Source organism: Mangrovibacterium lignilyticum (assembly GCF_010882175.1).
GTDB classification, from domain to species: Bacteria; Bacteroidota; Bacteroidia; order Bacteroidales; family Prolixibacteraceae; genus Mangrovibacterium; species Mangrovibacterium lignilyticum.
This window is the reverse complement of sequence record NZ_WKLH01000002.1, coordinates 1,690,575-1,705,736: the sequence shown is the minus strand read 5'-3', so window position 1 is coordinate 1,705,736 and position 15,162 is coordinate 1,690,575. Positions and strand designations below refer to the sequence as shown.

14 protein-coding genes are annotated in these 15,162 nt (G+C 41.2%); all 14 read right to left on the bottom strand.

What is annotated here, in order from left to right; genetic code table 11:
• Nucleotides 1-125: 125 nt before the first annotated feature.
• The 14 genes from GJV22_RS13960 to GJV22_RS13895 all read right to left on the bottom strand — a co-directional run bounded on the left by GJV22_RS13960 (nt 126) and on the right by GJV22_RS13895 (nt 14,094).
• Nucleotides 126-1,502 (bottom strand): LamG domain-containing protein, encoded by a 1,377-nt coding sequence (locus tag GJV22_RS13960; RefSeq protein ID WP_163714626.1) that lies wholly within the window; start codon nt 1,500-1,502, stop codon nt 126-128.
• 196 nt (nt 1,503-1,698) lie between these two features.
• Nucleotides 1,699-2,904, bottom strand: a complete 1,206-nt coding sequence (locus GJV22_RS13955; RefSeq protein ID WP_163714623.1) for a DUF4346 domain-containing protein — start codon at nt 2,902-2,904, stop codon at nt 1,699-1,701.
• Between the two features lie 160 nt (nt 2,905-3,064).
• On the bottom strand, nt 3,065-3,667 hold the full coding sequence (locus GJV22_RS13950) for a DUF502 domain-containing protein (protein WP_163714620.1): 603 nt from the start codon (nt 3,665-3,667) through the stop codon (nt 3,065-3,067).
• A gap of 311 nt (nt 3,668-3,978) precedes the next feature.
• Nucleotides 3,979-4,302 carry an EthD family reductase gene (locus GJV22_RS13945; RefSeq protein WP_163714617.1) on the bottom strand — a complete coding sequence of 108 codons (324 nt, stop codon included), beginning with the start codon at nt 4,300-4,302 and terminating at the stop codon, nt 3,979-3,981.
• A gap of 374 nt (nt 4,303-4,676) precedes the next feature.
• Entirely contained in the window at nt 4,677-5,714 is a 1,038-nt protein-coding gene (locus GJV22_RS13940) for a serine hydrolase domain-containing protein (protein ID WP_163714614.1), read from the bottom strand.
• Between the two features lie 161 nt (nt 5,715-5,875).
• Entirely contained in the window at nt 5,876-6,931 is a 1,056-nt protein-coding gene (locus GJV22_RS13935; protein WP_163714611.1) for a tetratricopeptide repeat protein, read from the bottom strand.
• Between the two features lie 350 nt (nt 6,932-7,281).
• Nucleotides 7,282-7,881 (bottom strand): hypothetical protein, encoded by a 600-nt coding sequence (locus GJV22_RS13930; RefSeq protein ID WP_163714608.1) that lies wholly within the window; start codon nt 7,879-7,881, stop codon nt 7,282-7,284.
• A gap of 170 nt (nt 7,882-8,051) precedes the next feature.
• Nucleotides 8,052-8,534, bottom strand: a complete 483-nt coding sequence (locus tag GJV22_RS13925) for a hypothetical protein (RefSeq protein ID WP_163714607.1) — start codon at nt 8,532-8,534, stop codon at nt 8,052-8,054.
• 30 nt (nt 8,535-8,564) lie between these two features.
• A complete protein-coding gene (locus GJV22_RS13920; protein ID WP_163714604.1) occupies nt 8,565-9,017 on the bottom strand; it encodes a hypothetical protein in 453 nt (150 codons plus the stop codon).
• A gap of 41 nt (nt 9,018-9,058) precedes the next feature.
• A complete protein-coding gene (locus GJV22_RS13915; RefSeq protein ID WP_163714601.1) occupies nt 9,059-9,811 on the bottom strand; it encodes a GDSL-type esterase/lipase family protein in 753 nt (250 codons plus the stop codon).
• Nucleotides 9,812-10,376: 565 nt separating this feature from the next.
• Nucleotides 10,377-11,135 (bottom strand): nuclear transport factor 2 family protein, encoded by a 759-nt coding sequence (locus GJV22_RS13910; RefSeq protein WP_163714598.1) that lies wholly within the window; start codon nt 11,133-11,135, stop codon nt 10,377-10,379.
• A 286-nt stretch (nt 11,136-11,421) separates the two neighbouring features.
• Complete coding sequence (locus GJV22_RS13905) at nt 11,422-11,988, bottom strand: YdeI/OmpD-associated family protein (RefSeq protein ID WP_163714595.1); 567 nt, start codon at nt 11,986-11,988, stop codon at nt 11,422-11,424.
• A gap of 391 nt (nt 11,989-12,379) precedes the next feature.
• Nucleotides 12,380-13,267, bottom strand: a complete 888-nt coding sequence (locus GJV22_RS13900; protein ID WP_163714593.1) for a hypothetical protein — start codon at nt 13,265-13,267, stop codon at nt 12,380-12,382.
• Between the two features lie 206 nt (nt 13,268-13,473).
• Nucleotides 13,474-14,094, bottom strand: coding sequence for a fibronectin type III domain-containing protein (locus tag GJV22_RS13895; protein WP_163714590.1), 621 nt, complete (start codon nt 14,092-14,094; stop codon nt 13,474-13,476).
• Nucleotides 14,095-15,162 lie beyond the last annotated feature (1,068 nt).

Sequence of the window (15,162 nt, the reverse complement as noted above, 5' to 3'; positions counted from 1 at the left end):
GAATATTTCAATGTCGGATGATCGGGTAAAGAATAAGAAACGTCATTGCGCGGACGAAGGATGAAGCGATCTGTTGCTTCCTCTGCCCGCAATGACGTTTTATATTTTTACATTCTTTCGATTCCTTATTCCGCATATTCAATCTGTTTCTTGAAAGCATCGAAAGCCACCCGGGCACATTTCAGTTTCAATGCCTCCAGGTTGTCAGCGTCAGCATTTGCTGCCGACAGACTGTTGTAAGCAAAGTAGTCGTGATGCGCATTTAGCAAAAACGAAAAAGCATTCTCCGTATCCTTGTCTAACACAAGAATATGAATACCGAAAACATTTACCGTTTCATCTTGCCGGGGCGGAAACAGAATTTCCAGGATCACATAGTAGTCAGCGCTGGTGCCTTCTTCCTGAATTCCACTGGCCAATCGTTTCATGTCGTTATTGAAGAAGTCGAATTGGCCCTGACCTTCCAATTCCCCGGGACTGAGTACTGTTTCGTTGAATTCCGCATTTAAATCCAAATCAGCTGCCAGTAATTCAGCAAATGCCTTTGCCGAGCTTGGGGAAAAGGCGGTTGAATCGGGTGTCCGGATAACGGTGGGGTAAACCACAAATTTACCTTGCTTGTACGATTGCATAAATTCATCCGACAAGTCGCTTTCAGGTTTAAATCCCGGGTTAACCAATACATTGCTGAGCAGTTCTTTGACTTCCGCAGGGATTTCTCTCAAACCTGCCTGGTAATTTTTTGCAGAGTTAGCAATGGTGGCTGCATCCAGAACACCTTCGTAAATGTTGAACTGATCGACAGAGCCGAACCAGGTGGGATCTTGCATATAGCCCGATTTACACAAATAGGCAAACTGGTTGCTGAGGTTGGCAATTTCATTGTTGGGGAATTCATCAACCGTGTTTTGGTCGACTAAAACACCATCAATGTAAAACTTCATTTCATGATTATCGAAAGTGCTTACCACATGGTGGTACCTAGCATCATTCGTCAGGTTGCCAAATACATAGGAAGAAGTGGCCCAGGGCGTTTGGTCGTTCTTGCAGGAGATGCCGGTAACACTTTTTCCGCCATTGGCAAGCGATTGAAACAGGTAGTTTGTCCCAAAGGGGCCAACTGAATTTCCAAAGTAAGACAACATGGTGAAATAAGCATTCAGGTGCCCGGCTCCCAGGTAAGCTTCCAGACTGAGGGAAGGATAGCTGTTAAGCGCAATTTCACTGGCCGGTAACAAAATGAATTGTCCCTGCGAAAAAGCGACATACTCTCCGTTGATGATCTTCCCGCCATTCAATGCCGCATTTGCTCCGCCAACGACGTCTTTGGCCGTTCCATCATCAAAGGTGTAGGAATGTTTTAAGACTGCATCCTGTGCCCGAACTTCCGGGGGAGAGAGCGCCAGTAAGCAAAAAGCGAAAAGGAAACAGGGGAGGGAGTAGTAGCTTAAGATCGACGTTGTAAGTTTAGAAGTGAATCGGTTTTTAACTGAATTTTTCATAACAAACGATCTTTGGTGTATATCAATGTTACGAGATTTTATTGCCTTTTGATGCTTTATCGGTTGCCAATGGCCCGGAACGGTGTTTGCCGCTTTTAGCCCGGGTTGCTTTGTTTTGCCAATCAAAGCAGATATCACAAATTAGCATCGGCACTCCCCACCGTTCATCCAATCGTCAAACAAAAACCAATCAGGCTTATTCGCTTTTGTTGTCTGTTTCGTCAGCTGTTAATTCGCCTAATGCTTTGTCTTGTAGGTATGGGATATCATACTTTATAAAATATTCAGCTTTGGTTAATTCTTTACCGAGATAGGCACAGTGGTCCAGTCTTGAAATAAATTCCTTTTCAATGATTGTGTGATAAATGCTTGGCGCATCATCACCGATGATTGTATGCAATAGTTCTCCCGAATTGGCGTAATATTCAACGTATATTTTGTGCGTCGTCTGATCCGGAATGATCACAAAATACCCTTTCTTGTCGAACCGTAGCTTTTGTGGATTTTGTGCCACGATTTCATTGCTTGATCGCTCATTCATCGCTTGTTCCGGAAACGGCTGTTTTTCGTTTGAAAGAGCGATTGTTACCCATTGCATGATGTCATCTGCTGAATTGTTTCCAATAAGTTCGATCAGCTCAATTTGCACTTGAAAACGTTCAACTTGTTCGCTGTTCAGGTTTTTCACAATCGGACGTTTGCCTTTCGCTCCAATGATCCTGTTTGTATCGGTTATGCCATTTTTATGCAACGAAAGCAGCGCTTGCCCTGAGAAATGGCCATCCATCATATCCTGTCCGCTTTCGCTGCCACAAATGATTAAAGTCCGGATATTTGTGTTGGAAATAATGTTCTTCACTATTTTTTCCAGACCAATATTTTCGGTTTCACAGTACCCAACGATGGCGATTTTATCTTTCAACAGCTTGAATAGTTCTTCAGGAAGCTCCTTATTCGATAAGGTATTAATCGCAATTGAGGCATTTTCATTTCCAACAAAGTAATTGCCTTTTTCAACAGGCCATTTGTTTGTCGGTTCCGGTGTGTTGCAGGAGCAAGAGGGGGATGAACAAATCATACTTTTCGCACCAGGTTTAAGGTCACCCATTTCAAATAACAGGTTCGATAGGTTAGCCGGACGACAAGGATGACAGCCTAAGCATTCATATTTTTTCTGATTCGTAATTTTCGTCGCCATTTCAAACGCCTTTGCCGCAAGCTCCTTTTCATTATTCGCTGCTGCTAATTCAGCCAATTCCGTTAACGCGTTCCTGTTGCAACCACAAAACGAACACTTTTTGATCTCCGAAATGTGTTTTAGCTCTTCAAATATTTCCTGTAGCGAAAGTTGGCGCTTATTCGGCAAGTAAACCTTTAATATCTCCGGTGTTTTTTGATTCATGTATAAACCCTTATGCTGTTTATTCGTGGCCCCAATGCTTCAAGTTGGTCTCCTCATACTTTATTGCAGCTAACTTCAGGATTGTAAAATTACTCATTCGTCTTAAATATGCCTGTTCGCTTGACCATATATTTTCGGTCCGAAAGATTGGCGAGCGGTGTCAATCTTTGTCTTTTGCCGGTGTGATCAAATCACGCGATCCTCCCCCCATTTGTTTGCATATTTTAAAGGCCATTGCCCGCGAAAGATTGGTTGCTTCAATCCGGTCGTTTGAAACAAACAGCACTGATCCGCTAAAAGGATTGGGTGAATCGGGAACAAATACAACTGATTGCTCATCGTCTAATTTATCCATCAAAAAAGCCAATTGTTTGGCATCGTCCAGTTTGACAAACACAACATCAGACTGGGCGGTATCTTCTTCCAGACCGACCATGCTTTCACCCATCTTTTTGTAGAACGTATAACCCGGGAGTTTCGAAAGTATCTTTTCTTCCAGGGAGGTCGACAATTGCTTCGCTGCTTTTGAGTTTGCCAGGTATCCGGCAAGCAGGCAAATAAGAACCAGTATTGTTACACCCAAAACACGGTGCATGGGAAAACCGAATGCAGAGTCGAATGGGATGACAGCGACTAACGGATCGACAACCAATTTGACAAGGCTAAGCGCTTTCTGAATAATGATGAGTAGGAGAACCATTGGAAAAAGGAAAACCAGTCCCCCTACAAGTGTTGTTCTGAATAAATCTAAAATTTTCTTCATCGGAGTCGTTTATAAATTAAGCCTAAAGAAAGTTGTACCGTAATTCGGTTCGATCATTTTACCGGGCAATGCCTAACTAAAATTACGTCTTTATCACTACTTCTTTGCTAATCAACACACTTTTTATAATCAGGGGATGATGAACTCAACCCAGTAGATGTTTTGATTGTAAAACTCCCGCTCAAATCAAAACATGTCCGGCGCCGGAGAAGCGAATTCGGACGAAACGCTGCGAATGATTTCTGAACCGATGTGAGCGGCTCTTTCCGTCAGTTCCCATTGGCGGGGAGTTTTGCTCGTTGATAAGCGTATTAAATGATTACGCGACTAATTTGAATAACGGGTTCAATGTTCGTGAAATTAGGGATGTCTCCCATGATTTTTTCAGCATTCGGACCCAATGAGTTCTGATATGCTTCAACAGATTCAAAATATAAATTTCCCATGACATGGTATGTTGGTTCCGAATCCGGTAAACCTCCGGCAAGTCCCTCTTCGACTGTTGCTCCTATGACAGCATTGCCCAATAGTTCTGAAACCATTGGGACATGTTTTTTGCAATAATAGATCATATCAAATGTCTTCCCTTCCCCGGAAGGATATAAAACACTTACCTTGATCGCTCCCTTTTTCATATCACTTCAATTTTAAATGTTCTTACTCTCTGGCATTCAGGTACGCCCCGTTTTGCAATGATTTCCGGAATGGGCTTGCATCAGATTGGTCGCCTTTATAATCGCTTATAGCGGATCGTCAATGTGATCATCTGCGCTTTCCGGAATTTAAAGTTTCGACTTACAGAGCCAGTAACAAGCTTGCTTTTCATGACTTATTACGTAATTCCGGACGTTTGGTGTTTATTCTTTCGAGACTATTCTTCTCCAGCTATTGTTCTTTGCAGACCAATGGTCGGAAAGAACAGTTACAACGAATCGCTTCGAATGGCGTTTGAATCGGTAGGAGAGGATCTTTTCGTCAGTTCTTATTGGCTCGGCAGCCGACTCGTTTATCAGCTTTTTTCACGGCTCAATATTTTCACAATGCGGCTATACACGATCTCAGCTAAATTCCAGTCATATCCATCAAAATTAGTTGTGTTATTGAATTGAATGACAACCATGTCCATGTCTTTATGGTATTTAGCAATGCTTTGGTAGCCGACAAGCAGACCCGTATGTTCGTACACGTAGATAGAGGAATAGATTTCCTGTTCTCCTGCATCAAACAAGGACCCATCGTTTAATGCGCGCAAGAATGTACCCACATCTTCTGCTGTAGCTAGCATTAAGCCTGTTTCTTCAGTTTTGAAATCAGTTTCAACGCCAACATAATAGCCACTCATCACATCATCAATATCCACTTCACTAAGCGAACCGAACGTGTTTTTCAACCCAAGCGGATTCAAAATTTTCTCCTTGATATATTGTTGGTGGGGATACCCCAACGTTTTATCAATGAGATCCTCAATCAACATATAATTGGTATTTGAATAACCATAATCATCATCTGGTTCAAAGTCAGCCGGTAAATCCAGTGCGTAATCCAGTGTTTCTTGTCTGTTCCTTGGTGGTTTTGTCCAATAATCAGGATGGTCAACAAAATTGGGAATACCACTCCGATGTTGCAGCATCATTCTCAAGGTTATCTTGTCTGAATATTCAATTCTTCCTGCAAGTTCCGGAAAGTAATTAGCGAGTGATTTATCTAAAGACAAACGTCCTGCTTTGACTAACTTTGCGGTAGCAACAGCAACATATAGCTTTGTAATACTGGCAATCTTGAATAAGGCTTGCGGGTAGGCGGGTATTTTATTTTTTCGGTCGTGCCAGCCAGCGGCATAAAACTCCGGTGGCTTCCCGGCCTGATCCACATAAACAATCATGCCATCAAATCCGAGATCGATTCCTTCATTTAGTTGTTCCTGAACCGTATCAGGGAGTGGTAATATCCATGCCTTTACCAAAATCCATGGTACAAACCACAACGAGGATATGCTTGCAAGAATAAATGCGATTCTGAGTATTTGTTTTGTTTGTTTCCTGGTCATCATTTTCACTGTTAGCACATCATTGCATGGTGTGGCTGGTTGTTCTCCTTATTCCGGAAATTTAGTTCCCGGCTTGCTCCGGATGAATTAATTCTCCTGTTATTTCAAATATACTCATTTCGTTTATTCCTGTTCTCGCGCTCTAGCCGGGGAGATGGGGATCAAATATTTATCTCATTTTCAAAATCATTGATCAGCTTGTCAAGTTTATCTCCAAATACTGATTTAGCATTATCGTATGTTTGATTGCTAAAAAATTCGATGAATTGTTCTTTACCGAAATTATCAATCAACTCTTTTACAAATAGCCCAGCTAGTGGATAAGTTAATTCGTCGGGATAATTCTTCCAATTTGTCCAAATGTCGCTAATCGTAAGCTTCTTGTCGTTGTTTTTCAGCCAATCTTTCACGATTTGTTCTTTATCCTGGTTTGTTTGGTCAAAACAAACGGAAGTACCTTCATTAATCAATCCGGTTTTTTGAATCATATTGGTTGAATAATTTGATATGACATGCGTCATTTCATGACCTATCGTTTGTTGGTAATGAGAATGGACAATGCAAAAATGAGGATCAGCAAATCCTAAATTGGTTCGTAACAGTTCTTTCGCATCCTCTTTTGAATTCCAGACGAAAAAATCAATTTTTTTTGGTAATTCGCTATCAAAGAATATATTGATGTTCTGAAAAGCCGCTTCTCTTGAAGCAATATAACTTTCAATATCAGAATCATCCATGTGTTGAAAATGAAATCGGAAATGCTCTGACTCGACAATTTTCCAGTCCTTGTAAAAATCGTCAAATCCGAACAACAGAATTTTACTGTATGCGTATCGGCTTACATTTTTAGTGGTGTTTAAATCAAAACATTCCTTTATTACTTTCCTTGAATCGTTATAGTTTTGGAGCATGAACTGACAAGCACCTAAATACCCTAATGCCCATGCTTTTCTCCACGAGTTATCCGGGGTATTATTTACAGTGTATTCAAGAAACGGAATTGCTGTTTTGAAATCCGCTTTATCTGCATAAGTACGCCCTAGCAATAAATTTAGGTCTACTTTTATGGAATCGTTGTCTAGATGTGGCTTTGCCTTCTCAATCACTTTGTCATAATCTCGTGATCCGTAAAGTTTCCACAAGTCATCTAAGACTGGACTTTGTCCGAAGCTTACCAAGCTTGTCAGAACGAAAATAGTTGTAATAATTAATTTCACGGTATTCGGTTTTGTTTGCAGGCTCTCGCTGTATAGCGTCACGCCCGGTTTATAGCTATCGGTTACAAACAGACCCTTATCTCTCGGTATCAATTGTCCGATCTGTTTATTAATCCTCAATTTACATAATCGCCTTCAAATTGACTATAACTAACAAGCAATTTATTGTCCTTCCAAATCGTTTCGTTAAAAAGAAAAAGAGGAACAGTCGTTTCTCTTTTTTTGGGTATGATGGTGTGGATTTATCGTTTGCTAGCTGAATTACACAGCAAGCAGGGGTTCATGCGGGAGTAAGGTTTGGAGTCTGTTTTCGGACTTCGGTTAAATCCAACGCGTTTTTAAATGCCGGTTCAATCCTTTTTGGCGGAGTTGTCTGCGCGATTAGCACTTGTTTTTATCTTGCTTAGGGCTTTAATTCCGAGCATGATTAGAACGATAAGCAGCACAACAAAAAACACACTTGTTGAGACACTTTTTACGACCGAAAAAGTACTCGTTGTTTTTACGGCAAGTGCTGTTAGGTCGGGATAGCTTTTTAACAGGAAGATAAGTCCAGCATTCTCCAGATAATCTGCTGCCCCTGCAATTACCGGCAGCAGGCAGAGATAAGTAAACGGGACATTGAGCTTGTTTAGTTTTTTTAGGAAGTAAGCTAAAAGCAAGCTGTAAGTCAATCCAAAAAATAGTGGATAAATCATATCCACCGGTAGTTGATTCGTTAAATAAGTTGTGCGACCAATTTCACCAAGCGAGCTGAATAATTCGTTGACATAGCTTAAGTCATATCCCCCTGGTAGCATGTCTGGCAATTTCATCCCATGCGCGAATGCCATTGTTTTGGGAATCGTAACCGTTAGCATAAATCCGTACAGGGCATTGGTCAGGACAAAAAGTCCCAAAACCGTTTTACCTGCAATATTGCCATTTATGAATTTCGTTAATCGTCCCATTTTTTTTTATAACTGCCAATGGTAAATGTAAACGGATGCTGTTTATTACCCAGGTCCTGCTCTTAGCCAATTGTTCTTTCTTGTCCTTCTGCTGCCGAACGATTGCATCATGTCGCTAAATACAACACCATGCGAAAGGATTCGCTCTGTAGCCGGGGAAGCTCCCCAAGCTAGTTCCGTTTATTTTGTTTCTTTTCTTTATTCTTTCCGTTCCCTTGATTCTTTCCATGTCCTTCGCCTTTTTCATGACCTTTATTTTTTTTGGAAACAGCATTGTCTTTCAAGCGATGAAATTCAGGTGACCCGGGTTTTATTCCAACTTCTTTTGCCGTATACCCCCAACCTTTACTCTTATTTCTTTCATGGATTCGAAGCACATTATCAATTGGTAAGTGGGATAAATCAGATAGTTCTAAGGCCAAATAAATCTCAGCCGGAGCCATCTCCAATTGCCCTTTCATATATTCTATTTTATTTTCGGAAACATTGTATGAGCCAATTAAATCGACGATGAAATCTCCAAAATTAGCTGAAGCACTTGCATTAATTGTGTTTAAGTCCCGATCTAATCGAACACTTCCGGAGTTGAATGAGATTTGAGCCGATGCTGAGCAGGCAATGAATGAAAGTAGAATGACGAATGTTTTTCTCATGGTCTATTTTTTATTATTTAGATGCTACAATTATAAAACCCGGCCTTCATTGGTTGCTTTGGAATCCATCGATCGTCCGATCACTAAGCCAATTAACATGCCAATAACCAAACCCAACGAGATCCCCAAAGAACGCTCAAAGCCCGATAAAACAACAACGCCCAAAAGAACGCCAAAAGTCAATCCTAAGCCGGTTCCTAAATTAGTATAATACCCTTTGGTAATTAAGGAAAACCGATCGTTTAACTGTCTTTCAAATTTAGCTAATGCGCGCTTAAAGTACTTTTTCCGGTTATCCGGATTCGATGCCAATTGTAAGCGATCAAGTTCCGTTTCCAGGGATTGCGTTTCTTCTTTCGGGAATGCTCTGCTTTTCAATGCTGAGAGAAGATAAAGGAACCTGTCGTAAATCTTGATTTCCGACTTGGTGGAGGTTTCAGTCTTTAACCGTTCAAAAAAATCAGAAGCTTCTTGTAATGTCATATTAATGAATGTTGTTCAGCTTTGTGGGTTAAGCCCCTTGCTTAATTTTGAATCTCCTTTGTCCTGTTCGTTTCAACGGCTTCCGTGGAATCCTTTAATTGCAAGGTTTTGCGAATAAGGTCCTGCTCCATAAATTGATCAAAGAGAATCTTTCCCATTTTTTGATGCCCTTCGATATTCGGGTGTAAATGATCCGTAAAATATTGGGGACGATCCACAAATGCGGTGTGGAAATCAACAACCGTAAGATGATTGTTTTTGGCAATGGAATCAATCAGCGGAATGGTGTATTTAACGAGTAAGGTATCGTTATGCGGACTCTCCGGCGAGTAAGGATGTCCCTCAAAAATTGGAGGAGGCAAACAGACCACAAAAGTGATGTTTGGATTGATGCACCTGAATGTGTCGATCAGATCCTGGTAATCATGGAAGAACTCTTTTTGAACCAGGTCGTAAAGATTCGGTTTCGAGTCGTTTGTTCCCAAAGCAACCAAGCAGATATCCGGCTTAAAATCCAAGGCCTTTTTAAATGCCGGTTCAATCCAGATGGGTTGAGGGCCATGCTTTGTCATGGTACGGCCCGAAACACCTGTATTTAAGATTTCCAGTGTATCGCCGTAAACGGCTGCCATGAGCTCGCTAAATTGGGTGGCGTAGGAAACCTGCTGGTCTTTCTTGCCATAGTCGTAAACCCCTGCTGTTATACTATTACCGATAAAGGCCATCTTAACTTTACTGCTTTGGCAATTTGCTGAAGTGGCAACGACGAAAAAAGCCAATCCGGCGCCTATCATTCTGATGTGAGTTTTCCTAAGAAACATAGTATTTGGTTTTTTTATGAAAGATCATCCGATCCCGACGATTCAAATCAACGGAGATGTAAAAGTAAAATTATTTTTTTTGATTTATTCCAGGAGAGCTTAACGATTGGGATTCGCGGGGTAGACGGGGAGATGGTTATTCGTTTTAAAACTCCTGTTCCATTCAAAACAAGTTTAGATCCGGAGGAGCGTAATCGTTGTAGCTCCAGGTACATTCGTTCAAAACGAAGCTCCGTAGGAGCGATACCGGCAATGCTACTCGTCTTGGTTTCGTTCCTACGGTGCTCTTGTTGTCTCCCTGTCCTTGGCTACAAAGATACCGTTTCTACGGGACTGGGCTTTGGGTTGTTAATCCATTTCGCTTGAATTGTCGTTACAAACGACAAACCCACTTCCCCCTCGTTACCGCTATGCTCAAGCGAGGGGGAGGAGGGTTTGTAATCCCGTCTGTAAAACAGTCACTGGTATCGAAATTCAATATGAACGAATCCGTTCAAATCCTGACAAGCGAAAGCATGCTCCCTCTGCAGTCCCCTTATTACTCTATTTTTCCAACTTTTACGTAAAGCTGAGTTTTCAGGACACCACGCACCGATTCAGGTATGCTGTCGGCCACCTTGTTAAAAGCATCGCTGTCGTGAATTATTTTGTAGGTTTCCGGGTTTTTCCAATTTCCCCGAATGAAATAGTTGTACGTATCACTCTTGTCTTCTTTGATTTGCAGCAGCTTGTAGCCGCAATCCCAGTAGCCCAGCGAAGCAATCGCTTCGTTCAGTTTTTCGATTGTTCCGCTTAATTCGTCAAGCGCCGTACCTTCAGGAACTTTTAACAGGTGAACACTGGCGTAGTCAGTATCTTCGGGATTTGGTAAATGAGAACTGTGGAAGTAGCTTAGCAGCCATTTATTATTCAGCTTTGTCAGAATGTAATCTTCATAAGTCAGAAAGTGAATAGCTGCAGGCTCCTTGGTAAAACGAGCATCAAACTCGACTGTTGCATGTGCGATGTTTTCCGATACTTCTGTCTTCACAAAGTTAAGTTTCATATCGATGGTTGCGCCCTCAATCCCCTTGAACAGATTTATGAAATCGTCAAGAGTATTATACTTCACCCCGTCTTCGAAAGCGGTAAAGTCGGAGGTGCAAAAAGATCTCATCGCTTCATAATCGAATTGTTGGGCTGCCGAATAGAAATCATTGATGGCCGCTTCTACATTGGCCTTTTCGGCATCAGGATTAGGTTGTTGACAGGCAACGAGCAAAGTTGCCATGACCACGAAGAAGAAAAACTGTTTCATGATGAATCAATGTTTGGTTAATACGGAGGTTACGATATCTAAGCTCTTATGGTTTGCATGGCGCTGATGCAACCGTTGGCAGTCATCGTGGCGATGGTTGTTCCTCCGGGTTTAACTCTGGGCGTAGAATAAGTTACCTGTTATTCACCGATCGGTTTATTCCAAGGTTGTGGCAAGAGGATATTTTCGGTTGTTTTTGTGTTTTGTAATCAATCGTTGCAGCGCGTTGCCTGATCTAACAGACAATCCCATCGCACCTTAGCAGAGGAGGTAGCAGGTTGTTCTTTTAGTAGTATTTTTCAATTCCTCCAAACCCTTTAATCTGTTTATTCGCCCTGGTTTTGGCGATAAAGTTGTTTAAGCGCTTTTCAAATTCTTCCGGTCTTTTTCGGGCACTGTCAATGTAGGCAATCCGAATTCGTTTATAGGGTTCCGAAAAGTTTTGATAGTTTTCCCAAACGGCTTTCTCCGATTTTAATTGCACGATGATGTCTTCGGGAAACAGGAATTCTTGTTGAACTCGTTTTAAAGCCTCATCCCGAATGGAGTCGTGAATCAGCTTGTTGTCAACCAGCCATTTTAAGCGTTCAATGTTCGGTTGTGAGAACGATGAGTTCTTTCTTCGTTTGCAAAATCGTTGAATAGTGGTCTCTTCGTTGAGTGACTTCACCGTACTGTCAATCCACCCAAAGCACAACGCTTCTTCAACGGCATCGTTATAGGCGATTCGTTTTTTGCCGGTCTTCTTTAAGGGATATTCCAACCAAATATCATCTTTGGTCTCAAAATTGGTTTCGAGCCATTTTCTCCAATCTGCCCGGTTGGTAAAATATTTAGTGGTCGCTTTGCTCATTTTTCAATAGTCAGACGAACTGAGTTTAGCACCGCAGGAGCGTAATCGTTGTAGCTCCAGGTACATTCGTTTAAAACGAAGCTCCGGAGGAGCGGCACCGGCAATGCTGCTATTCTTGGTTGCGCTCCTACGGAGCTCTTGTTGTCTCCCTGTCTTTTGCTATAAAGATACCGTTTCTACGGGACTGGGCTTACGGTTGTTAATTCATTTCGCTTGAAAGGTCGTTACAAACGACAAACCCAACTCCCCCTCGTTAACGCTGTGCTCAAACGGGCAGGAAGGACAGTTACAACGAATCGTTTCGAATGGCGTTTGAATCGCTGTGAGAGGCTCTCCCCGTCAGTTCTTACTGGCGGGGCAGTGTACTCGATTAGGTTGCGTTATTTTATTTTTATAAATCAATGTAACCATAATATATCGACTCATCCCTTGAAATGGGGAACCCAAGATCATCATACTTATAATCAAAAATTTGTGTCCCACCCACTTCTACTTTCACGCCATCGTTATCGTACGAATAACTCTGAAAACCTACTTGATGATTCGTTGAGAAAACTTCGCTTAATCCAAACTTATCATATGCAATCTCATAAATAGGTAGATCAAGATTCTCAAAAGGCCTTTTTTTATCATTATAAAAAAACTCAGAGGATAAATAAGGATGCTCAGATCTATACTTGTAATTATATTTTTCCTTTATATTTCTTTCCAGACTATATATATAAACTTCCTTGTGAGCTTGTTCAAAATTATCATATTGTGCGTACATGTATTGAATAATTGTGTCGTTTGATGGGTATTTAAAGTCACTATAGTTTACTAGCTCATAGTTATTATGTTCTTCTTTTTGTTCATAGTTAGAAATTTTGAGCAAACGCTTAGAACTGTCATATTTGAATAGTTCGTAAGCAATGATTGTACTATCTAAACTGAAGTACTTTATTCGGTTAACCAAACCTTGAATATTGTACTCAATTTTCACAACTCGCCCTTCACTGTTCGCCCCAAAGCCATAGACTTTAAAATAGTCCACATAATTCTTACTGTTATAAAAAAACTCAACCTTTGTTCCTGATTCAAAAGGATAATCTAAATTATTTATTTCAGGATAGTTGTAGTAAATACTTCTCAAGAATCTACCGCCCTGTTTCATTGGATAGTTTGGTTCTTCATAGGCATAGATATCTTCTGTTTCAATTTCAGGGGCTTCTTTTTCACATGAAATTAATAATCCTAGCAGAAGCACAATTAGAGGTAGACTTGTTATTGGTGCAGGCATTGTCATATTTTTCAGAAATAAATGTACAATACCTTCCCGAAACTTAACATAACTAACAATCAATTTATTCCCATTCCAAATAGTTTCGTTAACAACAACAAAAAAAGGGAAGCTTGCGCCTCCCTTTTCTTGATTGGTTTTGTTGGTTGAAACCGCAAAACCGATTTACTGTTGTTTGTTCTCCCTTACTTAATGTGTTGGATCGGTTAAAGTACGAAGCTGCTTACCTCGTTACTCCAGTTACGTTGCGGATTACTCCCTATCGCCATCACACGGAAAGCATATTGGCCTCCGCTTACTAAGCCGGTAACGAGTATATTGTGCTTGGTCGAATCAACACGGATCCAACCATTATCTGATTCAGTTTGCAACTGGCGGTATTCGAAGCCATAACTGCCGGCTCCGGCTACCCGTTTGCAACTCACGCTGAGCGAACCTCTTGCGTTACCCGCTTTTACCTGCAGGCCTTCAGGTGCGTCGAGTGGTCCAACCGCTTCGGCTTTTTTAGCCAATTCGAAACCACTGCTTAACAAGATCGCTTCGTCGCCATCGGCTGTCAGGTTCACATAGACAGCCAGGGCATGAAGCAGTTTCTCCAAATTCTTCCTTTTCTGATTTTTAATCGCCACATCCTGGTGTGAACCCGTTTTCGATTTTTCATCAGCAGTCAGGAATTCATCCGTAGCAGTTTGTACGGTAATCAGCTCCGGCGAAGGAGTAGGGAAGTGCGGGTTGCCATTCATTTGACTGCAAGCCCCGCCGCTTAGTACAATCAATTCAGAATCGGTTAATCGATTGGGTGAGAAACTGGTTAAAACTTTATTCATAATGACTCATTTTTTTGGTTTTTAATTTATCGGGATTTGAAACAACAATTTCAGTGAAATGACCGAATTGCCCGGTTTGGGAGAACACTGTCCGGCAGCTCCCTTGCTGAAACCGACGGAGTTGGTTCGTAGAGGTGCTTGTTGACTTGTTTTTACGGGTTTTTCGGTGTAACGCGAACAGTTGATGCTGGTGTGGCCCGGGAATACGAGGCCTGAAGGCGCAGATACAACCAGATAGTCGCCGGAGACAGTTAATCGGGCAGCCTGTACAATGTATACGAGCCCATATACAACCATATTTTAAGCGGATACAGTTAACAATTTTGCAGATACGGTTGTATATGCCGTTTATATGGTTGTATATGTCATTTATATGGTTGTATATGTCGTTTATATGGTCATATAATTCATTTATATGGTTGTATATGCCGTTTATATGGTTGTATATGCCGTTTATATGGTTGTATATGCCGTTTATATGGTTGTATATGTCATTTATATGGTTGTATATGCCGTTTATATGGTCATATAATTCATTTATATGGTTGTATATGCCGTTTATATGGTTGTATAATTCATTTATATGGTTGTATATGCCATTTATATGGTTGTATTTAAGTGGATATTGTTCAATACAGCCCCTTTTGGGGCTGTTTTGGGGCGAAATGGCCCAAAATGGCACTTGTGTTGGTTGATCGATTGGCGATCGTTCTAAAAGATTTAAACAGACCATGGGTGATGGTTAAAGGTTTTAGTTGTTTATTTCCTGTCGAAAACAACTTTAATCGCTTTTAGAATGATCCACTTGTAGTAACCGCTTTACTCTTTGTCCTGTCAGGCTGCACAGAGGCAATCCTTTTTAAAAATCGATGCTGCCAGGCACCGCAAAATGCGCTGCAGCTTTTTATTTGTTCCTTTGTTGAACGGGTCGGCAGACTTTATGTCTACGGAACAGCAAGTTATGGCTGTTAAGCATAAGAATTGCAAACAATGAAACAATAAAATGCACAAATGTGCTGAATAGAAGGGTTTTATTCGTTTGTTATGAGTGAGTTGCGGGATCGGATT